The following is a 22,204-nucleotide window of genomic DNA, read 5'->3' as shown; positions in this document are numbered from 1 at the left end:
AGGACACCGCCGGACAACCATTCCAGGACCCCCGACCACACGGCCGGGGGTCCTGACGCTTAAACAGGAAACATGCCCGCCAGGAAATATGCCCGCCGCTCTCAAAGGGCCAAGCGCCCCGACGGCCCGGCGCCCAAGACGCAACCAGGGGCGCCCGCGGGTGCGGTGCGCGGTCAGATGGCCGGCCCTTCGCCCCTAGGGGGAGGGCGCCGGGCCGCTGGATACTGGCCCCATGGCAGACACCCAGGCCCGCCGCTCCGAGCACCCGGTGGTGCTCGAGGGGCTCACGAAGCGCTTCCGGCGCACTGTCGCGCTGGATTCGGTCGGCTTCATCCTCGAACCCGGCGAGGTGTTCGGTTATCTCGGCCCGAACGGAGCAGGTAAGACGACGACCATCCGGCTCCTGATGGGCATGATCCGGCCCACCTCGGGCAGGGCGAGAGTGTTCGGGCTCGACGTCTGGGCCGAGGCCCGCGAGGTTCACCGGCTCGTGGGGTACGTCCCGGGGGAGCCTTCCCTTTATCCGCGCCTCACAGGCCGCGAGCACGTCGCCTACCTCGGCCACCTGCGCGGCCGCGATGACACGGCCAGGGCCCGGACCGTGGCCGAGAGGCTCGGACTGGACCTCTCGCGGCGGACCCGGACGCTCTCCCGCGGCAACCGCCAGAAGCTCGCCATCGTCCTCGCAGTCATGTCAGCGCCCCGCCTCCTCGTCCTGGACGAGCCGACGAGCGGGCTCGATCCCCTCGTCCAGCGCGAGTTCCATGCCCTCCTGCGGGAGCACACCGCCGATGGCGGGAGCGTCCTCCTCTCATCCCATATCCTCGGCGAGGTCCAGCGCGTCGCGGACAGGATCGGCGTCGTGCGCGAGGGGCGGCTCGTCGCGGTGGAACGGCTCGCGGACCTGAGCGGCAAGTCGCTGCACCACATCCGGGCGACCTTCGCCGATGCAGTCCGGCCAGACGACTTCGCAGGCGTAACCGGCGTTCGCGGGCTGACTGTGGACGGGCAGTCCTTGACCTGCAGCGCGCCGCAGTCCGCCCTCGACGATCTGCTCAAGCGAGTGAGCGCCCATCGCGTCATCGACTTCGAATGCGCCGAGGCGGAGCTCGACGAGATGTTCCTGACCTACTACGGAGGCGAGTCCGATGCTCTCCAGCGTGTTGCTCAAGACGCTTCGTGACCAGTGGCGCTCCCTCGCCGCCTGGGCGGCGGGCCTCGTGGTGCTCATGGGCATGTACGCGGCCTTCTGGCCGAGCATCAAGGACCAGCCGTCCATGAACGACATGCTCCAGCAGATGCCCGAGGCCTTCCGCAACCTCTTCGCCACCCAGGCCGCGGACATGTCGACCCCGACCGGCTATGTCCAGATCGAGCTCCTCTCCTTCATGGCCCCGATCGTGATCCTCATGTATGCGATCGGCATGGGTGCCGGCGCCATCGCGGGGGAGGAAGAGCATCACACGCTCGAGCTCCTCCTTGCCGAACCCGTGGGCCGGGGGCGGGTGGTCCTCGAGAAGGCCGGCGCCATGGTCCTCGGCGTCGCGCTGCTCGCGGCCGTCGCTGGCTTCGCACTGGTCCTCGAGGGCGGGTGGGCGGACTTGGTCCTGCCCGGGGACAAGATCGCCGCGGCCATGGCGCATCTCGGGCTGCTGGGACTCGTGTTCGGCAGCCTCGCGCTCGCCCTCTCCGCGTCGACCGGAAGGCCCGGGGTGAGCAAGGGCATCCCGGCAGCCCTCGCCGTCCTGGCCTACCTCGTCAACGGGCTCGCGCCCGTGGTCGACTGGCTGGAGCCGGCCCGCGAGTACTCGCCGTTCTACCAGTACGTGGGCCACGATCCGCTGAGGAACGGGCTTGACTGGCCCAGTGCGGCGATCGCCGTTGCCACAGCGGCCGTCCTGATCGGCGCTGCTGTGGTGGGGCTGCGGCGGCGCGACACCGCTGCCTGAGCCCGCCGTGTGCATACGAGGATAACTGGGCGGATTCAATGGTTGATTATCTCAATGGTTGAAGATATTGTGCTTGTTGAACGTGGGGTGCATCACACCCGAGTCGACGGTGACTCGGCGCCCCACGCGAGGGAGCACATCATGTTCAAGACCCTTTCCAAGGCACTCGCAGGCGCGGCCGTAGCGGCACTGGCACTGACCGGCTGCGGTGCCGGCTCGCCGTCGGGCGCCAGCGCCGGCCAGCAGAGCGGCGGCGGCTCGCTCACCAAGGTCACTGTCGGCGTGCTGAGCATCGCCCCGTCAGCCGCCGTCCAGTACGGGGTCGACAAGGGCTACTTCTCCAAGGAAGGCCTCGACGTCCAGTTCCAGACCGGCCAGGGTGGGGCCGCCATGCTCCCTGCCGTGTCCTCCGGGAGCATGGACTTCGCAGTCGGCAACCCGCTGTCCGTCCTCGTCGCCGCGGACAAGGGCCTCGACATGAAGGTCGTGACCGGCTTCTCGAACTCGATCGCCTCGGGCCCCGACATCGAGGCGGTCATCGTCAAGAAGAGCTCCGGCATCCACTCGTGGAAGGACCTCGCCGGCAAGACCGTCTCGGTCAACGCCGTGAACACCCAAGGCGACCTCACGATCATGGAATCCGTCGCGAAGGACGGGGGCGACCCGAAGGCTGTCAAGTTCAGCGAGGTCGCGTTCCCCGATGCCCAGGCACAGCTGGACCGCGGCAACATCGACGCCGCGTGGGTCCCTGAGCCCTTCCTGACCAAGATGGCCAGCGACCCCGCCTACCAGGTCCTCGGCTACCCGTACCAGGCGGTCATCCCCGGCCTTCCCACGATGGTCAGCTTCACCTCCGGCAACTACGCCAAGTCCAACCCGGACACGGTCAGCAAGTTCAAGAAGGCCATGAAGACCACGCTGGACGCCGTCCAGAATGACCAGCAGGGCTTCAAGGCGGCTGCCGGGACCTTCCTGAAGATGGATGCTGCCGCCGCGCAGAAGCTCAACATGGAGCAGATGTCCGCCGAGCTCCGCGAGCAGCAGCTCAGCGACCTGGGCAACCTCATGCTCAAGTACAAGTTCGTGACCAAGCAGCCCTCGATCGACTCGCTCCTCGTCAAGTAGTCCCACGCACCCGGACCACTCGAAAGGCACACCCATGTTCAAGCGCATCGCGACGGCAGCGGCCGCAGCGCTAACCCTCTTCTCCCTGGCAGCATGCGGCGCCGGCTCGCCCAGCAGCGCGCAGCCCGGAGCAGCCGGCTCGAGCGCGTCAGGCGCTGCGGCGGGGGGCCAGACCCAGAAGATCACTGTCGGCGTCATCCCGATCGTGGACACTGCGCCGATCTGGCTGGGGAAGTCCAAGGGCTTCTTCGCCGAGGAGGGCCTCGACCTCGACATCCAGACCGCGACGGGCGGCTCGGCGATCGTCCCCGGCGTCCAGTCGGGCAGCTACGACTTCGCGTTCTCGAACCTCATCTCGGTGATGGTGGCCAAGGACAAGGGCCTGGACATGCGCTTCGTGGCGGACGGCGCCTCCTCGACGGGCGACCCGGCCAAGGAGTTCGGTGCCGTCCTCGTCAAGGGCGACTCTCCGATCAAGACCGCCAAGGACCTCGAGGGCAAGAAGGTCTCGGTCAACAACCTCTCCAACATCGGCGACACGACCATCAAGTCCGTCGTGGAGAAGGCCGGCGGGGACCCCTCGAAGGTGCAGTTCGTCGAGGTCGCGTTCCCCGATGCCCAGGCCGCCTTGGACAAGGGCGTGGTGGACGCCGCGTGGATCCTCGACCCGTTCCGCACCGCGGGCGTCGAGGCGGGGGACCGTGTGCTCAGCAACAACTTCGTCGAGTTCGACCCGAAGCTCGACATCGCCGGGTACTTCACGAGCGGTGACACGGTCAAGAACAAGCCGGAGCTCACGGCGAAGTTCACCCGTGCCATGAACAAGTCGCTCGACTACGCCCAGCAGCACCCGCAGGAGGTCCGCGACATCGTGGGCACCTACACCAAGATCGACGCCGCCACGCGCGCCAAGATGAACCTGCCGCTGTACCGGAGCACGTTCGACCGGGCGTCCGTGCAGAAGCTCGCCGACGCCGCGCAGAAGTACGGCACGCTGTCCAAGCCGGTCAACCTCGACGAGCTGCTGCCGCGATGAGCACGCAGGCAGCCGCGCCCGCGCAGCAGAGGCTCGGCCCGCGGGCGCGCTCGGTCAGGCGGCGGGGCCGGAAGAACGCATGGACGACGCCGGTCCTCGGCCTCGTGGGCATCCTCGCCTTCCTCGGGGTGTGGGAACTCGCGCCGGCGATCGGGATCGTTCAGGCGAAGTACCTCCCGCCCGCTTCGGAGGTGCTCGCCGCGCTCGCGAACGACCTCGGGCTGGCCCTGTTCTGGAAGGCCGTGGGCGACACGATGTCGGCGTGGGCCATCGGGCTCGCGATCGCCGTCGTGCTCGCCACCGTCCTCGGCCTGATCATCGGCATGTCCCCGTTCCTGCGCCGGGCCACGAACTCCACCATCGAGTTCCTGCGCCCGATCCCGTCCGTGGCGCTCATCCCGCTCGCTGTGCTGCTGTTCGGGATCAAGATCGAGTCGACCCTCATGCTCGTGGTGTATGCGAGCTTCTGGCAGGTGCTCATCCAGGCGCTGTACGGCGTGGCGGACGTGGACACCGTCGCGATGAACACCGCGAAGAGCTACGGCTTCTCCTGGTGGCAGCGGGTCCGGGACGTGGTGTTCCCGACCGTGCTGCCGTACCTCATGACCGGCGTTCGGCTCGCGGCATCCGTCGCACTGATCCTCGCGATCACGGCCGAGCTCGTGATCGGCTCGCCCGGCCTCGGGCGCGAGATCGCCCTCGCCCAGTCCGGCGGCGCCATCTCGGGCATGTACGCCCTCATCCTCGCCACCGGCCTGCTCGGCGTGGTCGTCAACCTCGCCGCGCGCTGGGCCGAGCGGCGCCTCCTGTCCTGGCATCCCTCGATCCGCGGGGAGGTCGCGGTATGAAAGTCCTCAAGGCACTCCTGTACGGGATAGGCCTGCCCGCCCTGCTCATCGCCCTCTGGTGGGCAGCGACGTCCGGCGCTCCCAACTTCTTCGTCCCCACCCCGGGCGCCCTCGTGGAGAAGTTCCCGCAGACGTGGTTCGGCGACCGCCTCCTCTCGGACGTGCTCCCGAGCCTCGGGCGCCTCCTCGTCGGACTCGCGGCGGCGATCATCCTCGGCGTCGTCCTCGGCCTCCTCGTGGGTCTCAGCCCGACGCTCCGGGCTCTGACCGAGCCCGTGTTCGAGTTCTTCCGCGCGGTCCCGCCGCCGGTCCTCGTTCCCGTGCTCATGCTCCTCGTGGGCATCAACGACTCCATGAAGGTCGCGGTCATCGTCTCGGGCTGCGTGTGGCCCGTGCTGCTGAACACGATCGAGGGCGTGCGCGCCATCGACCCGGTCCAGAACGAGACCACCCGCTCGTACGGGATCACCGGGTTCAACCGGGTCCGGTACCAGATCCTGCCGTCCGCGGCCCCCCAGATCTTCGCTGGCGTGAGGCAGTCCCTCTCCATCGGCCTGATCCTCATGGTCATCTCCGAGATGTTCGCGTCCTCGTCCGGACTCGGCTTCGCGATCGTGCAGTTCCAGCGCTCGTTCGCGATCCCCGAGATGTGGTCCGGCATCGTGGTCCTCGGACTCATCGGCGTGGCCATGTCCCTCATCTTCCAGTGGATCCAGCGGACAGTGCTCCGCTGGTACAACGGCCTCAAAGAGGTAGAGAATGCAGCCTGACCAGACCAAGACCACTGCCCCGGCCACGGGCACCGTGCCCCGCGGGCGGACCCTCCCCGAGGGCGAGGCGCTCCTGTCGGTGCGCGGCGTCAAGAAGGTCTACCGCACCGACGGCGGGGACATCGAGGCCGTCCGCGACCTCACCTTCGACCTCGGCCACAACGAGCTCGCCTGCATCGTCGGACCCTCGGGCTCCGGCAAGACGACGCTCCTGAAGTGCATCGCCGGCCTCCTGTCCACGACGTCCGGCGAGGTCATCCTCGACGGAAAGAAGGTCACCGGGCCGCCCAAGAAGATGGCGGTGGTCTTCCAGGAGTACGGCCGCTCCCTCTTCCCGTGGCTGCGCGTCAAGGACAATGTCGAGCTGCCCCTGAAGAACGCCGGCGTCCCCAAGGCCGAGCGGGAGAAGCTCGTCAACCAGGCCCTCGAGGCCGTGGGCCTCGCGCACGTGCCGCGTTCGTACCCGTGGCAGCTCTCGGGCGGCATGCAGCAGCGTGTCGCGATTGCGCGCGCGGTCGCGTACCAGCCCGAGGTGCTCCTCATGGACGAGCCCTTCGCCGCCGTTGACGCCCAGACCCGTGCCGACCTCGAGGACCTCATCCGGCGCATCTGGAAGGACCTCGGCGTCACCGTCCTGTTCGTCACGCACGACATCGACGAGTCCGTGTACCTCGGCCAGCGCGTCATCATCCTCTCCTCCTCACCCACGGTGGTGCAGGAGGATCTCGTGATCGACCTGCCGGCCGAGCGCGACCAGCTCGAGACCCGCGCGCTCCCGCGCTTCACCGAGCTGCGCCACCATGTCTACGAGCAGATCCAGCTCGCGAAGCACGGGCACCGTCCGGACGCTGCCCTCTCCGGGAGGGCGTGACGGGGCTTCCGATGCGCTGACCCCAGCGGAACCGAGGGCGCACGACGGCGGTGATCACCCGCCGTCGTGCGCCTCCTTCGCGGGGCGTCTCCTCTGACCACCGGGTCCGCGTCCCGTCGCCGTCAGCCGAACCAGTCCACGGCACGGGCGAGCATGAGGCGGCCCTCTTCCTCGAACGGGGCGTCGCCGACCTCGTGGGCCCAGACCATGGTGCCGAGGGACTGGAGGAGGGTGTCGAGGCGCCACGAGTCGGGCTCTTGGGCGGGGTCGCGCCCGTAGCCCGCGTAGAACGCCGCCCGCAGCTGCGCGGCGTCGTGCGCCGACCGGCCGTGACCGGGATGGAAGCACTGGTGCTCGAGCCGGACGAGGTCGGTGACCCACGGCCGGTACCCGGCCCGGCCCCAGTCGATGAGGGAGACGAGCCCAGAGCCGGCGCCCCAGTCGCCGTCCTCGATCCAGTTGCGCGGCTGGAAGTCGCCGTGGGTCGCGTAGAGCCAGCGGGGCGCCGTGCGGTGGGAGGCCGCGAGGCGCTCGGCGGCGCGGAGGTGAGCGGCCGGCGCGAGCCCGGCCGCGCGGGAGAGGAAGTCGCCCACCTTGTTCAGTGCGGCCGGATCATAGCTCGAGGTCAGGTTCTTGGGGACGTGGAGGCGTGCCAGGAGTTCCCCTGCCTGCCGGAAGGCCTCCGGGGAGCGCTCGTGCGGGCCGCCCTCCACGAGGCGGCCGGGAAGCCAGGTCGCGGCGAGGACTCCGGCGCGGGTGTCGGCGTGCAGCAGCCGTGCGGCGCGGGGCGGGTCGAGGGCGAGGAGTGGAGCAGTCATCTGCCGGTGGGCCCGGGCCTCCCTGACAATGTGGTGGCTCGTCCCGGACGCCTTGACCGCCACCGGGCCCTGCGCGGTGGCAATCCTGAGCACGTGGATGCCCTGGAGGCCCCACGAGTGGTCCCCGAGTAGTTCCCACTCCCCGAACCAGGCATCTACGAGCGCCCGCTGGGCAGGCGAGAGCGGCGATGCGTTCGAGACGGGGGATGCCACGCCCCCACGCTATCCGGCGCACTGAGGCCGCCGCAGGGCCGCAAACGATAGTTGAACTTCCGCTTGATGCGGAATTGGGGGCAGAATCACCCGAGAATCGCCCAGAAACCCCGAAAACCCGCGGAAATCAGCTGGTCACGCGCCCGATAGCTGGTAAGTTGCGGTAACAGCAGCCCGGAGCGCCGTTCGAGGGCTGACATGTAGAAACCAACGTCCAGGAGGACCCATGGCTAAGAACCGCAGCGATCTGGTTGCAGAAGTCGCCGGCAAGACCAGCCTCAGCCAGGCCGCAGTCAACGGTGTGCTCGACGCACTGTTCGAGGTCTTCGAGGCTTCCGTTTCCAAGGGTGAGAAGATCAGCATCCCGGGCTGGCTCGCCGTCGAGCGCACCGAGCGTGCCGCCCGCACCGGCCGCAACCCGCAGACGGGTGCCGCCATCGAGATCCCGGCCGGCCACAGCGTCAAGCTCACTGCAGGCTCCAAGCTCAAGGCTGCCGCCTCGGGCAAGTAGTCCCGAGCCCTCGGGCAGTCCCGGGAGGGGCAGCGGCATCGCGCCGCTGCCCCTCCCGCCTTTTCAGGCCGGTGTGGCCGGAGCCTCGCTCCCGGGGCCGCCGGGGCCATCCCGGGTCTGGGACAATGGAGGAGTGCCACGATCTGCTCCTCCAGCCCCCCCGGCCGCCGCGACCCCTGCTCCCACGCGAAGCGCGGGGCCCGCACGCGGATGGGCGATTGCTGGGCTGGCCGTCGCAGTCCTTGCGCTCGTGGGCGGCCTCATCTTCTCGGGAGCCGCCGCTGCCCGGCAGGTCCTCGATCCGGGCGCCCTCGTTCGGTGGGGCCTTCCTCTCTCGAAGATGCTCCTCAACCTCTCGCTCGCGGCGGTCCTGGGCGGCATCACGTTCGCGGTGGGGATCCTGCCGAGGCACCCCACCCCCCGGCGCACGCACCACGGCGCCCACGACACCGACCCGGCAGCCGGCGACGGCGGCGACGAGCACCCCGCGTTCACCCGTGCCCTGAGGGTAGCGACCGGCGGGGCCATCGCGTGGACGATCACCGCCATTGCCGTCCTCGTCCTCACGCACTCCGACCTCGTCGGCCAGCCGCTCTCCGGCAGCGCCGACTACACCAAGCAGCTCGTCTTCTTCATGACGAACCTCGACGTGGGCCGCGCATGGCTCATGACCGTGATCATCGCCGCGGTCGTCGCGACGCTCCTGTTCGCCGTCCGCTCGCTCACCGGGCTCGCGCTCACCGGCCTGCTGAGCGTGGCCGGCCTCGTGCCGATGGCGCTCATCGGCCACTCGGCGAGCTCCAACGACCACGAGGGCGCCATCAACTCGCTCTTCCTCCACCTCGTCGGCGCCTCGCTGTGGGTGGGCGGCATCGCCGTGCTCGCCCTTCTGGGCCGCACGCTCGCCGGGAGCCCGGACCGCCCTCACGGGGCGTCGCACGCGAGCGCGGCCGTCGGCGCGAGCCGCCAGCGCGGCGTCGTGCGTACCGTGCAGGCGACCGACGCGACCGAGGCGACCCTGCGCCGGTTCTCGGCGCTGGCGCTGTTCGCCTTCGTGCTCGTGGTGGCGTCCGGCGTGATCAATGCGCTCATCCGGCTGCCGCGCCTCGAGGACCTGTTCTCCTCGGCGTACGGGCAGCTCATCCTCGCGAAGGCCACGCTCGCCGTGGTGCTCGGCGGGATCGGCTACATGCACCGGCAGTGGATCATCCCGCAGCTGGGCCGCGGCCTCTCCGCGCGGCGCGTGCTCTGGCAGCTCATCGGCGTCGAGGCCGTGGTCATGGGCGCGGTGTCCGGACTCGCGGTGGCGCTCTCGCGGTCCGCCCCGCCCGAGCCCACGACCTACTCGCCCGATGCCTCGCCGGCGTTCATCCTCACCGGCTACGAGCTGCCGCCCGAGCTCACGCCTTCCCGCTGGCTCACCGAGTGGCGCGCCGACTGGCTGTGGGTGACTGTGGCCGTCTTCGGGGCCATCACGTACATCCTCGGCATGGTCAAGGTGGCGCGGCGGGGGGATCCGTGGCCCTGGCTCCGTGCCATCTCATGGTTCGCCGGGCTCATTGCCCTGACGTACATCACGAGCGGGCCTCCCGCCGTGTACGGCCGGGTGCTGTTCTCCGCCCACATGGTGGACCACATGATGCTCACCATGGTGGCGCCCCTGTTCCTCGTGCTCGGCTCGCCCGTGACGCTCGCGCTCAAGGCCCTCACCCCGCGCCGGGACGGCAGCCGCGGGCTGCGCGAGTGGCTGCTGGTGTTCGTGCACTCGAAGTGGTCGCAGCTCGTGACGCATCCGCTGTTCGCCGCGGCGAACTTCGCCGGATCGATCATCCTGTTCTACTACTCCGGCCTGTTCGGCTACGCCATGCGGGACCATGTGGGCCACGAGCTCATGAACCTGCACTTCACCCTCACCGGGTACATCTTCGTGCTGACCATGATCGGCTCGGACCCGCTGCCGCGGAGATTCCCGTACCCGATCCGCCTCGTCCTGCTGCTCGCGACCATGGCATTCCATGCCTTCTTCGGTGTGACCCTCATGGGCTCCACCGTGCTGCTCGAGCCGTCCTTCTTCGGCAACCTCGGCCGGGCCTGGGGGCAGTCCGCCATCGAGGACCAGCAGACCGGCGGCGGCATCGCGTGGGGGATCGGCGAGATCCCAACGCTCATCCTCGCCGTCGGCGTCGCCGTCATGTGGTCCAAATCCGACGCTCGCGAGACCAAGCGCCGCGACCGTGCGGCCGACAGGGACCACGATGCCGACCTCGAGGCCTACAACGCCATGTTCAGCCGCCTCCAGCAGCGGGACGAGGCCCAGGGGCGGTAGGGGCACGCGGGCGCCCCCGGCGTCGCACGGCGTAACGTGCGGAAGAAACCCCGGGATAATGGGGTTGGCCCTGACAAGCACACCTGATTCACCCTGCCTGAGGAGTACCCGTGACCGCAGAATCCACCGAGGACCAGCGCAGCAGCGTGGGCGCTGACTCTGTGCGCAGCGCGCACCGCGTGCGGGCGAGCGAACTCAGCGGCCGCGCATGGCTCAACACCGGCGGCGCGCAGCTGGATCTGGCCGCGCTGCGCGGAAAAATTGTGATCCTCGACTTCTGGACGTTCTGCTGCATCAACTGCCTGCACGTCCTCGACGAGCTCCGTCCGCTCGAGGAGAAGTACCAGGATGTCCTCGTCACGGTCGGCGTGCACTCGCCCAAGTTCGAGCACGAGGCCGATCCGGTGGCGCTGCGCGCCGCCGTCGAGCGCTACGAGATCCACCACCCCGTCCTCGACGACCCGGACCTGCTCACCTGGCAGGCGTACACCGCTCGGGCGTGGCCGACCCTGGTCGTGATCGACCCCGAAGGGTACATCGTGGCCCACCTCTCCGGCGAGGGCCACGCGGGCGGCCTGGCCGTCCTCGTCGAGGAACTGGTGGCCGAGCACGAGGCCAAGGGGACCCTGCACCGCGGCGACGGCCCCTACGTGGCGCCCGAGCCCACGGCCGGCACCCTGCGCTTCCCCGGCCAGACGGTGCCGCTCGAGAACGGCAACTACCTCGTCGTGGACACCGGCCACCACCGACTCGTCGAGCTGCGCCCCGACCTGGAGACCGTGGAGCGCGTGATCGGCTCCGGCACGAAGGGCTTCCTCGACGGCCAGCCGGAGATCGCCCAGTTCAACGAGCCGCAGGGCGTCGCCGTCCTCCCGCCCTCGATCTCCTGGCAGACGGGCTACGAGGCCGTGGTCGCGGACACCGTGAACCACAGGCTCCGCGGCGTCTCCCTCTCCTCCGGCTACGTCCAGACCGTGGCCGGCAACGGCGTCCAGCGACTCCTCGACGCCGGGCCGGCGCGCGTGAACGGCGACGGCGCCGGGACATGGGCCAAGGCGGGCCCCGAGGCTGGTTCGGCAGCAGCGGCAGCCGCGGGTGCCGCTGGCGGCGCGGAGCCCCACGACGTCTACGCGGGCGACGCCGAGGACATCGGCTACCTCGGCCACGGCACGAACGTCTCCCTCTCCTCCCCCTGGGACGTCGTGTGGAGCGAGAAGCTGCAGAAGGTCGTCGTCGCGATGGCGGGCACGCACCAGATCTTCACCTTCGACCCGCTGACGGGCGTCGTTGCGATCCTCGCCGGCTCGGGCCTCGAGGGCCTCCTCGACGGTCCCGGCCCGCAGGCCTGGTTCGCCCAGCCGTCCGGCCTGGCCGTGGACCCCTCCGGGGATCTCTGGGTCGCCGACTCGGAGACCTCCGCCCTGCGCCGCCTCACGCTCGCGGAGGACGGCAGCGCGACGGTGGCGACCGCCGTCGGCCGCGGCCTCTTCGACTTCGGCTTCCGCGACGGTGCGGCCGACGCCGCGCGCCTCCAGCACCCGCTCGGCGTGGCCGTGCTGCCGGACGGCTCCGTGGCGATCGCCGATACCTACAACGGTGCGGTGCGGCGTTTCGACCCCTCCGGCAACGACGGTGCGGGGGCCGTTTCGACGCTCGGCCGCGGACTCGCGGAGCCGGCCGACGTCGTCGTGGTCACGCCGACTGGAGCCGCAGGCGAGGGAGGCGGCAAAGGCTCCGAACCGCTGCTTCTGGTCACCGAGACGAACCGCCACGAACTCGTGCTCATCCCCATCCCCAAGTCCGCGCAGCAGGTCGACGAGGGGGAGCGGCAGACCCAGCGGCCCAAGACCCCCGTCGCGGCCGGCCCGCTCGCCCTGACCGTGCGGTTCAAGGCGCCGACCGGGCAGAAGCTCGACGACCGCTGGGGTGACCCTACGCAGCTGAAGATCTCCTCGACCCCGGCCGAGCTGCTCGCCGGGGGGACGGGGACCTCGCAGGGCCTCACCCGCACGCTCGAGCTCAACCCGGCCGTCACCGAGGGCGTCCTGCACATCACCGCCCGAGCCGCGGCGTGCGACGGTGCTCCCGGCGAGGAGATCCCGGACCACGCGGCGTGCCACCTCTACCAGCAGGACTGGGGTATCCCGGTGGTGCTCCAGGAGGGCGCCGACGCCGAGCTCACGCTCGACCTGCGCGGCATGGACTGAGCTCCCGCTACTTCAGCTGCGGGGTGACTGTGACGGTCCCGTCGCCGATGTCCAGACGAGCCGTGAAGGAGTAGCCGATCTGCTTGTCGAGCTGTGAGGGCGCGCCCGTGAACAGGTCGATGGCAGTGGCCTTCAGCTCGGCCTTGCCGGCCAGCGGTGCCAGCGCCCAGCCGCCCTGGTACGGCTCGACGGAGGCGGCCGGATAGGCCGAGATCGACCACGCGATCGTGCCGTCCTTGATGCGCGCATTGGTCGCGAGGGAGAAGGGGCAGTCGGGCTGGAGGCGCTGCTGCTCCGTCGCGGTGCGCGCACATTCGTCCAGATAGCCGTGGATCTTCGCCTCGATGGCCGAGACGAGCTGCGGGGTCGCCTTCGTGGCGAGGCTCAGCGGCGTTGTGCCTCCCGGTGCGCGCACGACGGCGGTGCGCGGCTCCGCGGCGAACTGCGTCCCCTCGAGTGAGGCGACGTAGGAGCCGGGGAAGAAGACCGGGAAGGTATTCCGGCCGTCCGGCATGTTCACGGCCGTGCCGTTGACGGTGGCCCGGGAGGCGTTGACCACCGTGGCCGAGAGGACGGGCAGCGGAGCCGGTGCGATGGACCAGCGGGGGAAGAACAGCCAGTCGGTGCCGGTGCGGTCAACCGCGAACTGGCTCTGGAGCCGCTCGCCGTCCACCGTGTAGTGGACGGTGACGGCGGCCCGGTCGGGACCGCCGGGGTCGGGGGCCGCCGTCTCGTAGGAGAGGTCCCGGATCCGGCTCATCGAGTCCTTGAGCGGTGCGCCGTCGAGCAGCGCCGCGCTGCCGGGCGGGACCGTGGCGTGAAGGAGCCCGAGGGCCTGGCCGCCGTCGCCGGCCTGCAGCGCCGCGATGTAGGCCCGCACCGGCCCCTCGGGGCTCGCCACCATGCTCCTGACGGTGGTGATCGCCACGACCGAACCGACCACTGCGAGGGCAAGGGCGAGCAGCCACGCCGCCGCGATCCTCAGGAGGGCGGGGCTCGTCTGCACCCGCCCCACCCTACCAACGGAGAAGGGACCGCCTCACCGCCGCCGTCGCCGCTTCGGCGCTGTGCCGAACACGCTGCGCATGATCTCCCGGCCGAACTGCGTGCCCATCGAGCGGACCATCGAACGCAGCCCGCTGCCCAGTGCGCCGCCGAGCGCATCCACCACCTCACCGGCCACGCCGCCGCTCTCGCGGGACTCCTGGCCCCGGCGTGCGGGAGGCTCGAGGTTCGGCGAGGGCAGCGGCGGTGGCGCCTGGCCGGCGTCGGGGGCCGAGGCAGGCTGCGGGGCCGGCTGCTCTGCCGCGGACTGCCGGGACACCGCCTGCTGCTGGAGCTTCTCGAAGGCCGAGATGCCGTCCACCGCGGTGCCGTACTTCCCCAGGAGCGGCGAGGCCTGCACAGCGCCGCTCACGACGGCAGGGTCCGCCGGCCCCATGACGGACAGCGGCGCGCGCATCCGGGTGAGGGCGACGGGGGTGGGTGCGCCCTTCTCGTTCATCACCGTCACGACCGCCTCGCCGATCCCAGCCGAGGTCAGGACCTCTTCGAGGTCGTAGTCGCTGACGGGGAAGGTGGACACCGTCGCCTTGAGCGCCTTCGCGTCGTCCGGCGTGAACGCGCGCAGGGCGTGCTGGACCCGGTTGGCGAGCTGGCCGAGCACGTCCCCCGGGACGTCCTTCGGGGTCTGGGTGACGAAGAAGATGCCCACTCCCTTCGAACGGATGAGGCGCACCGTCTGCGTGATCGCATCCAGGAAGGCCTTCGTCGCTCCGTTGAAGAGCAGGTGCGCCTCGTCGAGGAAGAAGACGAGCTTGGGCCTGTCCGCATCCCCGACCTCGGGGAGGTCGTGGAACAGGTCCGCGAGGAGCCACATGAGAAAGGTGGAGAACAGGAGGGGCTGGGTCTGGAGGCTCGGGAGCTCGAGGCAGGTCACGACGCCGCGGCCGTCCGGGGCCGTGCGGAGCAGTTCCGCGGTGTCGAACTCGGGTTCGCCGAAGAACTTCTCCATGCCCGCCGCCTCGAGGCCGACGAGTTCGCGGAGGATCACCCCGGCCGTGGCCTTCGAGAGGCCGCCGAGCTGCTCGAGCTCCGCCTTGCCCTCGTCCGAGACGAGGAACTGGATGACGGCGCGGAGGTCCTTGAGGTCGACCAGTTCGAGCTGCCGCGTGTCCGCGAAGTGGAAGATGAGCTGCAGGCTCGACTCCTGCGTCTCGTTCAGTTCCATCACCCGTGAGAGGAGGATGGGGCCGAACGAGGTGATACTCGCGCGGACCGGTACCCCAGTGCCCTCGCCGCCGAGCGCGAGGTACTCGACGGGGAACGAGGCCGCCTGCCAGTCCTGGCCGATGCCCTTGGTGCGGGCCTGCAGCTTCTCGCTCCCGGTGCCCGGGGTCGCGAGGCCCGAGAGGTCGCCCTTGATGTCCGCGAGGAACACCGGGACGCCGGCTGCGGAGAGCTGCTCGGCCATCATGTGCAGGGTCACGGTCTTGCCCGTGCCGGTGGCGCCCGCCACGAGCCCGTGGCGGTTCATCATGCCCAGCGGGAGCGCGATCTGCGCCTCCGGACGGACTTCTCCGTCCACGATCGCGGCACCGAGCCCGATCGTCGGGCCCTCGAACACGTAGCCCTGCCGGATCGTCGCGAGCTTCTCCGCGCTGCTCTTCGCGGCGCCTGCCTTCGCTGCCCTCGTTTCAGCCATGGCGTCAGCTTAGCGACGCGACCGCCTCCTTCAGCCCCGTGATCGGAATGTCGGGGAATTCCGCGCGGGCGGGCGCGGGATCGAAGGACGCGGTCCCCGAGTCCTCCCACACGCCGGCCCCCGCCACCCGGGCCATGAAGGGCGAGAAGGGCCGCGCTGCGACGGATATGACCCTCAGGGCGGCCGTCGGCACCTTCTGCACTTTCCCGTGGCCAGTCTTGGCGACGAGTGCTCCCGCGATCTCATCGGCGGTCCAGGTCTCGGAGCCCCACTCGATGACGCGGTTGCGCAGCCCCGGGTCGGACAGGGCCCGCACGACGACGGCGGCCGCGTCTCGCACGGACGTGTACGTCACTGGGGCGCTTCCCGAGCCGAAGACGGGCAACTTGCCCTTGGACGCGAGCGCACCGCCCATCACCTCGAGGCGCTGTTCGAGGATGGCGCCGAGCCGCACGATCGTCCACGCCATGCCCGAGGCGCGCAGAGCCTCCTCCGCCGCGAACTTGCACCGCAGGTACTCGATGGGCGCATCCGCCGCAGCACCGTGCATCGACATCATCACGAGGTGCTCGACGCCGGCGTCCGCGGCCGCGCGCACGAGCCGGATCGCGCCGTCGCGGTCCACACTGCGCTCATCGGCACCCTTCGGGATGCCGAAGCCCGATGCGGCGAAGACCACGTGCCGGCAGCCGGCGACGGCGTGGCGGCAGTCCGCGTCCGAGGCGAGGCTGCCGCGGAGGTACTGCACGGCGTCGTGGGTCCCCGCGTCCTGCGGGCCTTCCGGGAAGGGCTGGGAGGCACCGCGGGCCATGACGCGCACGGACTCGCCCCTCGCGACGAGGGCCGGGACGAGCTCCCGGCCGAGGCGGCCGGTGCCGCCGACCACGAGGATCACGGCCGTTCGCCCCCGCCCGCAGTCCCGGTGGGCGCTCCGGCGGCCGCAGCGCCCACGATGTCGGCGACATTCCGGTCGACGGTGCCGCTCACGCTCTCGACCTGCTCGAGGTAGAAGCGGACGGCTGAGACGGCGTCGCCGTCGAGCGTGAAGATCGAGACGCCGGCGAGGTGCACCGGCACCCCGTCGCGACGGGTTCCCCGCTGGCCCCATTCGACCCAGACCATGCCGTCCGGCGCGGTGGTCGCACGGACCACGTAGGGCTCGAGGTCGGGGAAACCGGCGAGGATGGCAGTCCAGTTCTTGTGGACCTGCGCGCGCCCCGTGAAGCTCCGGTCGGGGTGCACAGGGGTCTCGTTGACGTAGTCCTCTGCGAAGCAGGAGACCATCGCTTCGAGGTCGTGGCGTGCGATGGCCTCGAAGATGCGCCGGACGGGGCCGGCGGGCAGAGCAGTGAAGGAGGTGGCGGCGTCCATCGTGCACTCCTGGGGAAGATCGGATAGCGTGGACATTTAGATACAGTTGGCTGTATTGAAGTTACGCAAGGAGTGTAGATCCAGTGCAGACGCCGGTCAATGGCACCGAGCAGGCCGCTCGCCCCTATGACGCGTCCCGCAGACGCCGGAGGGCCGAGGCGGCACGCCGGAAAGTGCTCGCCACGGCCCGCGAGCTCTTCCTCCGCCAGGGCTTCGGCGCGACGACGGTCGCCCAGCTCGCCCGGGATGCCGGCGTCTCCGCCGAGTTCGTCTACAAGAACTTCGGCGGCAAGCCCGGCCTCGTCCGTGCACTCTGGGACGAGAGCCTCCTCGGCTCCGGCCAAGTGCCGGCCGAGGACCGCTCCGACGCGGCGCAGGCCGAGGCGACCGATGCGCGCGCCCTCATGCGGCAGTTCGGCCGCTTCGTCGCCGAAATCAGTCCCCTCGGCTCCCCGGTCCAGCTGCTCATCCGCGACGCGGCCGCAAGCGGTGACGCGGCCATGGCCCAGCTGCTCCGCGAGGTCGACGACGCGCGCTACGCCCGCATGCTCCACAACGCACGCGTGGTGCTCGCCCGGGGTCTGCTCAGAGAGGGCCTCACGGAGACGGACGTGGCGGACGTCTTCTTTGCCTCTACCTCCGCCGAGCTGTACGAGACGCTCGTGCTCAAGCGCGGGTGGAGCCACGAGCGGCTGGGCGAGTTCACCGCCGGCCTGCTCATGGGAAACCTGGTCGACCCCAGGGACTGAGTGCGCGGGGACTGAGTGCGCGGGGACTGAGTGCGGCGCGGGGCCTCAGGCGGCGAGGAAGGCCGCCATGGCGGCCATCGCGGGGACGGCCACCACGGTGGTGATGAGCACCGTGTCCTTTGCCACCACGATCCCGCGCTCGTAGCGCTGCGCCGCGACGTAGACGTTCTGGGCGGTCGGAAGCGCGGTGGCCACCACGGCGGCGAACAGGGAATGGCCGTCGAGCCCGAGGACGAAGCGCCCGAGCAGGAAGGCGATGAGCGGGTGGACGAGGATCTTCAGGCCGGTCGCGATGGCCGTGTCGATGCGCCTGCCATGGGCCGGCTGGAGCGGTCGCGATCCGTGGAGCGAGATCCCGAAGGCCATGAGCATGGCGGGGATGGCGGCCCCGCCGATGAGGTGGATCGGCTGCATGATGACCTCGGGCGGTGTCCAGGCGGTCGCCGCGAGTGCCAGTCCGATGAGCGAGCCGATGATGTTCGGGTTCGTCACCACCGGGAGCACGAACTGCGTCACGCGCGCGGCACCCGGCTTCGCCGTCGCCGTCGTGCCGTCCAGCAGGAGCAGGTACGCCGGCGTGAAGAGCGCGAGCTGGAAGATCAGCAGGGGGGCCACATAGCTGGCATCCCCCAGCACGAACACGGAGATGGGGATGCCGAGGTTCCCCGAGTTCGCAACGGCCGAGCTCATCGACGAGATGAGGGTCTCCGGCAGGTCCCGGCCCCGCAGCCAGCGGAACACCGCGAACGAGAGGAGGCCCACCGCCGTCGAGCTTGCGGCGATCACCAGCAGGTGCGAGGAGAAGACGGCGGCGAGATTCGCCTTGCTGAGCGTCTCGAGGAGGAGTGCCGGGCTCGCCACGAAGAACGAGAGGCGGCTCAGGACCCCCTGTGCCCCCTCGCCGAGGAGCCGCAGCCTGGCCATGAGCCAGCCCGCGCCGATGATCGCCCAGACGACCCAGAAGCCGGCCAGGACCCCCGTCACGCCGGGGCTAGTTGAGGTGCGCCTGGACGGCGAACGGCGGCCGGAGCATGCCGGCGCCGTGGCCCTCTGCCGGGTCCGTGCCCAGCTGGACGATGCGGTTCTGGGCGTCGACGTGGACCACGGTCGGCACGAACTCGCGCGCCTCCTCGTCCGACATCGACGCGTAGGTGATGAGGATGACCAAGTCGCCCTCGTGGATCAGGTGCGCGGCGGCGCCGTTGATGCCGATGACTCCGGAGCCGCGCTCGCCTGCGATCGTATAGGTCTCGAGGCGGGCGCCGTTGGTGATGTCCACGATGGACACCAGCTCGCCGGGCAGGATGTCCGCGGCCTCGAGGAGGTCAAGGTCGATCGTGACCGAGCCGACGTAGTGGAGGTCAGCGTGGGTGACCGTGGCGCGGTGGATCTTGGACTTGAACATTGTGCGGTTCATCGGGCGCAATTCTACTCCAGCGTGCCCGTGGCGTCCGTGGGAGGCGTCACACCGGGCCCGAGTGGCCGCCGCTCGCGGCCTCCGAGGGGACGGCGAAGGCCCCCGGTCGACTGACCGGGGGCCTTCCTCTGAGCGGCCGACGGGAATCGAACCCGCGTATCTGGCTTGGGAAGCGAGCGCTCTGCCATTGAGCTACGGCCGCACGCCCCGAAGGGCTTCACTTAGCCTACATCATGCGTCGGGATGGTCGGTCACGGCGCCAGGCCTGCCGAGGATCAGCCGGAAGGCCGGGTGGTCGGGCCGGGGGACCCGCGGGAGACTTCCCAGTGAATTCCCAGCCGGCATCCATACTCTGGCCCGCATGGCTGCGGCAGAACACTCAGTCTTCATCAGGCGCACGCCCGACGACGTCTACGCCTTCCTCGCCGACGGGCTGAACAACACCGCCTGGCGCAAGGAGGTCCGCTCCATCTCCCTCACCTCAGGGCGGGCCGGGGAAGAGGGCGCGGTGTACGCCCAGCGGCTCGCCGGCCCGGGCGGCCATGAGATCGACGGTGACTACGAGATCACCGAGGCTCGCCCGGGGGAGGTGATCCGGTTCCAGGTCATCGCCGGCCCCGCGCGGCCGCACGGCATCTTCCTCCTCGTCCCGCAGCCCGGCGGGACCCAGGTCTCGTTCGGCCTCACCTTCGAGCCCACCGGATTCCTCAAGCTCATGGGCGGCATGGTCCAGAAGACCATGGAGCACGAGGTGGCCCAGCTCGAGAACCTCAAGGCCGTGCTCGAGCGGTAGGCCCTCGAGCGGTAGGCCTTGAGCGGTAGGCCAGTGCGCGGCGTCGTGCTCAGCCCAGCCTGATGCCTGCCCAGCCGGTCGCGAGCACCCGCGGCGCCCCGAAGGCTCCCGCGGAGACGGGCCAATACGCCAGCGAACCGTCTGTGCGCACCGCCGCGACGCCCACCGTGCCGGGCCCGTCGAGGCCCCGCAGCACCTGCAGCCTCCCGACGGTCCCCCATCCCGAGGCGACGACGGGACGCGCCTCGTCCACGAGCTGCTCCTGGCCCAGCGACCGGTACAGCACCAGGGCGCCGTCGGAACGCTGCGCCACGAGGTCCGGGAGCCCGTCGCCGCTGGCATCGAGGATTGCGGCAGCGCCCGTGGGCACACCGGTGGCCAGGTAGGCCCTCGTGGCAAGGTCTCCCGTTCCGCGGTTCGGGTAGAAGTACAGGTTCCCGAAGCCGTCCCGCGCGAGGATCTGGGGTAGCCGGTTCGTGGCGCACCAGGGGCCCGTGGTGACGGCCATGCTGTCCCAGCCCGACTGCCCGAGCGTGACGGGCGCCCCGAACTGGCCCGCGGCGAGGCCCGGGTAGAGGACCAGCCGGCCATCGCCCCATTGGACCAGCATGTCGAGGATCCCGTCGCGGTCCCAGTCCACAGGCTCCGCCGAGATCGCGCCGCCGAACCCGGTGCCGAGCGCCGTCGGGGCGCCGAGCTTGCCGCCCACCGAGGGGTAGGCGACGAGCGAGCCGGACCCGTCGATGGCCACCACATCCGCTGCGCTGTGCAGCGACGCCCGCGACGTGTCCTGGGTGGTGGGCTGGAAGCGGCCCGGTGCAGCGCACAGCTCGGCGCCGGCCGGTGCCACTGCGACCCCGGCGGGCGGGTTGACAGGGACCGGCGCAGGCGTCACAGGGGCCGGGGAAGGACTCGGCGACGTCGACGCTCCGCCGGGTGCCGCCGTCGTCCCCGCCGGGAGCGCCGTGTAGCCGAAGAAGTCCACGACGCCCCACATCGTGTACCGGTTGGGCGTGGTGTACGGGTCGCCGTTCGTGAACGTGATGCCGATCCCGATGACGCTCATGCGGGGGTCGAGGAGGATCGCGTTGTGCGACGGCGAGCTCTTCCACCACTCGACGAGCTGCGCCGCGTCGCGGTCCCACCGGACGGCAATGACCTCGCCGGCCCCGTTGTCCGGATTGAGGGCGCGCGGGTCCGTCCAGAAGCTCGGCCGATGCTCGATGACCTCCCGGCTCGCGATGCTGTCGCTCCACTCCTGTGCTAGGTCTTGGACGCTCAGGTGGTAGCGCACCGGATTCAGGCCGTTCTGGGCGCGCCACGTGTTGATCCCGTTGAACACGGCGAGGACCTGGGCGGAGTTGTCGTCGCGGACGAGGTTGTCCGTCGAGCCCATCGGCGCGGCGAGGGGCGTCATCGAGGTCATGGCCGTGTCGAGGATGTCCGGGCCCCGCGCCGCCTCGATGGACTTCACCGGGGAGGCCGCAGCAGCTGGTGCTGGCGCGGCGGGTCTGGCCGACGGGACGTCCGGGGCGCCGAGGCGGACGTCCGCGGTGGCACTCGGGGTGGGCGAGGCGGCGGGCCGGACGACCGGCGTCGGCGAGGAGGCGGCGTCGTTCGCTGCGCTCGCGGCGGCGACCGGAGCGGACGACGGCGGGGGAGCGGCCGGCGCTGCCCCGGCCAGCGCCGCGGTCGCCGCGACCGCGACGGTCAACAGGAGTCGGCGCATCCCGAGCCTCTTTCGTCACAGCAGTCTCGCCGGTCACCCTAAGCCCAGCTGTTGCACCGCGGCAACGTTCGACGACGCCCTCTGCGCCTCCGCTGACCGATGCGCCCGGGCCGGCCACGCTCGCGGCTGCGGTACTTTTGGAGGCGTGCTCCTCTCAGACCGCGACATCCGTGCCGAAATCGCCGCCGAGCGCATCCGGCTCGACCCCCATGACCCGGCCATGGTGCAGCCCTCGAGCGTGGATGTCCGGATCGACCGGTTCTTCCGGCTCTTCGACAACCACAAGTACGCGCACATCGACCCGGCCGTGGAGCAGCTCGAGCTCACGCGCCTCGTGGAGGTGGACCCGGACGAGCCCTTCATCCTGCATCCGGGCGAGTTCGTTCTCGGCTCGACGTTCGAGACGGTGACGCTGCCGGACGACATCGCCGCGCGGCTCGAGGGCAAGTCCTCGCTCGGCCGGCTCGGGCTGCTCACCCACTCGACCGCCGGCTTCATCGACCCCGGGTTCTCGGGGCATGTGACGCTCGAGCTCTCCAATGTCGCGACCCTGCCGATCAAGCTGTGGCCCGGGATGAAGATCGGACAGCTGTGCTTCTTCCGCCTCTCCTCGGCGGCCGAGCACCCGTACGGCTCGGGGGAGTACGGCAACCGGTACCAGGGCCAGCGTGGGCCGACGGCGTCCAGGAGCCACCTCAACTTCCACCGCACGCGGGTCTGACCCCACCTGCCTCTTTCGCGAAATGTTGGGTTGAGCAGGGTTGGAT

Annotated in this window: 21 protein-coding genes and 1 tRNA gene; 13 read left to right on the top strand and 9 right to left on the bottom strand. The window is 70.4% G+C overall.

Features of this window, described 5'->3' with window-relative positions; all coding sequences use genetic code 11:
• The first annotated feature begins 232 nt into the window (after positions 1-232).
• The 7 genes from IE231_RS15570 (at position 233) to IE231_RS15540 (ending at position 6,599) form a co-directional block, all read left to right on the top strand.
• Complete coding sequence (locus IE231_RS15570; protein ID WP_189694902.1) at positions 233-1,183, top strand: ABC transporter ATP-binding protein; 951 nt, start codon at positions 233-235, stop codon at positions 1,181-1,183.
• Positions 1,149-1,949, top strand: coding sequence for an ABC transporter permease subunit (locus tag IE231_RS15565; protein WP_189694901.1), 801 nt, complete (start codon positions 1,149-1,151; stop codon positions 1,947-1,949). Before IE231_RS15570 ends, IE231_RS15565 begins: the two co-directional genes overlap by 35 nt.
• A gap of 141 nt (positions 1,950-2,090) precedes the next feature.
• The gene (locus IE231_RS15560; RefSeq protein WP_189694900.1) at positions 2,091-3,074 is read left to right on the top strand and encodes an ABC transporter substrate-binding protein; all 984 of its coding nucleotides are present in this window, start codon (positions 2,091-2,093) and stop codon (positions 3,072-3,074) included.
• Positions 3,075-3,108: 34 nt separating this feature from the next.
• Entirely contained in the window at positions 3,109-4,110 is a 1,002-nt protein-coding gene (locus IE231_RS15555; protein ID WP_189694899.1) for an ABC transporter substrate-binding protein, read from the top strand.
• On the top strand, positions 4,107-4,958 hold the full coding sequence (locus IE231_RS15550; RefSeq protein ID WP_189694898.1) for an ABC transporter permease: 852 nt from the start codon (positions 4,107-4,109) through the stop codon (positions 4,956-4,958). Before IE231_RS15555 ends, IE231_RS15550 begins: the two co-directional genes overlap by 4 nt.
• Positions 4,955-5,728, top strand: a complete 774-nt coding sequence (locus IE231_RS15545; protein WP_189694897.1) for an ABC transporter permease — start codon at positions 4,955-4,957, stop codon at positions 5,726-5,728. Before IE231_RS15550 ends, IE231_RS15545 begins: the two co-directional genes overlap by 4 nt.
• Positions 5,718-6,599 carry an ABC transporter ATP-binding protein gene (locus tag IE231_RS15540; RefSeq protein WP_189694896.1) on the top strand — a complete coding sequence of 294 codons (882 nt, stop codon included), beginning with the start codon at positions 5,718-5,720 and terminating at the stop codon, positions 6,597-6,599. Before IE231_RS15545 ends, IE231_RS15540 begins: the two co-directional genes overlap by 11 nt.
• 122 nt (positions 6,600-6,721) lie before the next feature.
• On the opposite strand, the gene IE231_RS15535 is transcribed toward IE231_RS15540, so the two are convergent.
• Positions 6,722-7,630 (bottom strand): phosphotransferase, encoded by a 909-nt coding sequence (locus IE231_RS15535; protein WP_189694895.1) that lies wholly within the window; start codon positions 7,628-7,630, stop codon positions 6,722-6,724.
• 226 nt (positions 7,631-7,856) lie between these two features.
• Between IE231_RS15535 and IE231_RS15530 the strand changes: the two genes are divergently transcribed.
• The 3 genes from IE231_RS15530 to IE231_RS15520 all read left to right on the top strand — a co-directional run bounded on the left by IE231_RS15530 (position 7,857) and on the right by IE231_RS15520 (position 12,674).
• Entirely contained in the window at positions 7,857-8,141 is a 285-nt protein-coding gene (locus IE231_RS15530; RefSeq protein WP_189694894.1) for an HU family DNA-binding protein, read from the top strand.
• 133 nt (positions 8,142-8,274) lie between these two features.
• The gene (locus IE231_RS15525; RefSeq protein WP_374189464.1) at positions 8,275-10,467 is read left to right on the top strand and encodes a bifunctional copper resistance protein CopD/cytochrome c oxidase assembly protein; all 2,193 of its coding nucleotides are present in this window, start codon (positions 8,275-8,277) and stop codon (positions 10,465-10,467) included.
• Between the two features lie 110 nt (positions 10,468-10,577).
• Entirely contained in the window at positions 10,578-12,674 is a 2,097-nt protein-coding gene (locus tag IE231_RS15520) for an NHL domain-containing thioredoxin family protein (protein WP_229867216.1), read from the top strand.
• A 7-nt stretch (positions 12,675-12,681) separates the two neighbouring features.
• Here the strand turns inward: IE231_RS15520 and IE231_RS15515 are convergent, their stop codons facing one another.
• The 4 genes from IE231_RS15515 to IE231_RS15500 are packed head-to-tail and all read right to left on the bottom strand — an operon-like array spanning position 12,682 to position 16,749.
• Positions 12,682-13,680, bottom strand: coding sequence for a hypothetical protein (locus IE231_RS15515; protein ID WP_189694893.1), 999 nt, complete (start codon positions 13,678-13,680; stop codon positions 12,682-12,684).
• Between the two features lie 33 nt (positions 13,681-13,713).
• Positions 13,714-15,378 (bottom strand): helicase HerA-like domain-containing protein, encoded by a 1,665-nt coding sequence (locus IE231_RS15510; RefSeq protein ID WP_189694892.1) that lies wholly within the window; start codon positions 15,376-15,378, stop codon positions 13,714-13,716.
• Positions 15,379-15,382: 4 nt separating this feature from the next.
• Entirely contained in the window at positions 15,383-16,273 is an 891-nt protein-coding gene (locus tag IE231_RS15505; RefSeq protein WP_189694891.1) for an SDR family oxidoreductase, read from the bottom strand.
• Positions 16,270-16,749, bottom strand: a complete 480-nt coding sequence (locus IE231_RS15500) for a nuclear transport factor 2 family protein (RefSeq protein ID WP_189694890.1) — start codon at positions 16,747-16,749, stop codon at positions 16,270-16,272. The genes IE231_RS15505 and IE231_RS15500 overlap by 4 nt, the downstream gene beginning before the upstream one ends.
• A gap of 83 nt (positions 16,750-16,832) precedes the next feature.
• Here IE231_RS15500 and IE231_RS15495 point away from each other — a divergent pair, with 83 nt between their 5' ends.
• Positions 16,833-17,498: a TetR/AcrR family transcriptional regulator gene (locus IE231_RS15495; protein ID WP_189694889.1), complete on the top strand. Its 666-nt coding sequence runs from the start codon at positions 16,833-16,835 to the stop codon at positions 17,496-17,498.
• 45 nt (positions 17,499-17,543) lie between these two features.
• Here the strand turns inward: IE231_RS15495 and IE231_RS15490 are convergent, their stop codons facing one another.
• From IE231_RS15490 to IE231_RS15480, 3 genes are all read right to left on the bottom strand, one after another.
• Positions 17,544-18,482 carry an AEC family transporter gene (locus tag IE231_RS15490; RefSeq protein WP_189694888.1) on the bottom strand — a complete coding sequence of 313 codons (939 nt, stop codon included), beginning with the start codon at positions 18,480-18,482 and terminating at the stop codon, positions 17,544-17,546.
• A gap of 7 nt (positions 18,483-18,489) precedes the next feature.
• Positions 18,490-18,915 (bottom strand): aspartate 1-decarboxylase, encoded by a 426-nt coding sequence (panD, locus tag IE231_RS15485; protein ID WP_189694887.1) that lies wholly within the window; start codon positions 18,913-18,915, stop codon positions 18,490-18,492.
• A 131-nt stretch (positions 18,916-19,046) separates the two neighbouring features.
• Positions 19,047-19,117, bottom strand: a tRNA-Gly gene (locus IE231_RS15480).
• Positions 19,118-19,276: 159 nt separating this feature from the next.
• On the opposite strand from IE231_RS15480, the gene IE231_RS15475 reads away from it, so the two are divergent.
• Complete coding sequence (locus tag IE231_RS15475) at positions 19,277-19,708, top strand: SRPBCC family protein (protein ID WP_189694886.1); 432 nt, start codon at positions 19,277-19,279, stop codon at positions 19,706-19,708.
• A gap of 49 nt (positions 19,709-19,757) precedes the next feature.
• Here the strand turns inward: IE231_RS15475 and IE231_RS15470 are convergent, their stop codons facing one another.
• Complete coding sequence (locus tag IE231_RS15470; protein ID WP_229867213.1) at positions 19,758-21,437, bottom strand: CAP domain-containing protein; 1,680 nt, start codon at positions 21,435-21,437, stop codon at positions 19,758-19,760.
• Between the two features lie 145 nt (positions 21,438-21,582).
• On the opposite strand from IE231_RS15470, the gene dcd reads away from it, so the two are divergent.
• A complete protein-coding gene (gene dcd / locus IE231_RS15465; protein ID WP_189694885.1) occupies positions 21,583-22,158 on the top strand; it encodes a dCTP deaminase in 576 nt (191 codons plus the stop codon).
• The last annotated feature ends 46 nt before the right edge of the window (positions 22,159-22,204 follow it).

Origin of the sequence: Sinomonas cellulolyticus, from assembly GCF_014656475.1 — a bacterium.
Taxonomy (GTDB): domain Bacteria; phylum Actinomycetota; class Actinomycetes; order Actinomycetales; family Micrococcaceae; genus Sinomonas; species Sinomonas cellulolyticus.
This window is presented reverse-complemented; position numbering and strand designations above follow the sequence as displayed.

Coding starts and splice junctions, on each gene's coding strand:
- IE231_RS15550 (WP_189694898.1), top strand. CDS start 4,107: ATGAGCACGCAGGCAGCCGCGCCCGCGCAGCAGAGGCTCGGCCCGCGG.
- IE231_RS15510 (WP_189694892.1), bottom strand. CDS start 15,378: ATGGCTGAAACGAGGGCAGCGAAGGCAGGCGCCGCGAAGAGCAGCGCG.
- IE231_RS15470 (WP_229867213.1), bottom strand. CDS start 21,437: ATGCGCCGACTCCTGTTGACCGTCGCGGTCGCGGCGACCGCGGCGCTG.
- IE231_RS15545 (WP_189694897.1), top strand. CDS start 4,955: ATGAAAGTCCTCAAGGCACTCCTGTACGGGATAGGCCTGCCCGCCCTG.
- IE231_RS15500 (WP_189694890.1), bottom strand. CDS start 16,749: ATGGACGCCGCCACCTCCTTCACTGCTCTGCCCGCCGGCCCCGTCCGG.
- IE231_RS15540 (WP_189694896.1), top strand. CDS start 5,718: ATGCAGCCTGACCAGACCAAGACCACTGCCCCGGCCACGGGCACCGTG.
- IE231_RS15555 (WP_189694899.1), top strand. CDS start 3,109: ATGTTCAAGCGCATCGCGACGGCAGCGGCCGCAGCGCTAACCCTCTTC.
- IE231_RS15565 (WP_189694901.1), top strand. CDS start 1,149: ATGCTCTCCAGCGTGTTGCTCAAGACGCTTCGTGACCAGTGGCGCTCC.
- IE231_RS15570 (WP_189694902.1), top strand. CDS start 233: ATGGCAGACACCCAGGCCCGCCGCTCCGAGCACCCGGTGGTGCTCGAG.
- panD (WP_189694887.1), bottom strand. CDS start 18,915: ATGAACCGCACAATGTTCAAGTCCAAGATCCACCGCGCCACGGTCACC.
- IE231_RS15530 (WP_189694894.1), top strand. CDS start 7,857: ATGGCTAAGAACCGCAGCGATCTGGTTGCAGAAGTCGCCGGCAAGACC.
- IE231_RS15560 (WP_189694900.1), top strand. CDS start 2,091: ATGTTCAAGACCCTTTCCAAGGCACTCGCAGGCGCGGCCGTAGCGGCA.
- IE231_RS15475 (WP_189694886.1), top strand. CDS start 19,277: ATGGCTGCGGCAGAACACTCAGTCTTCATCAGGCGCACGCCCGACGAC.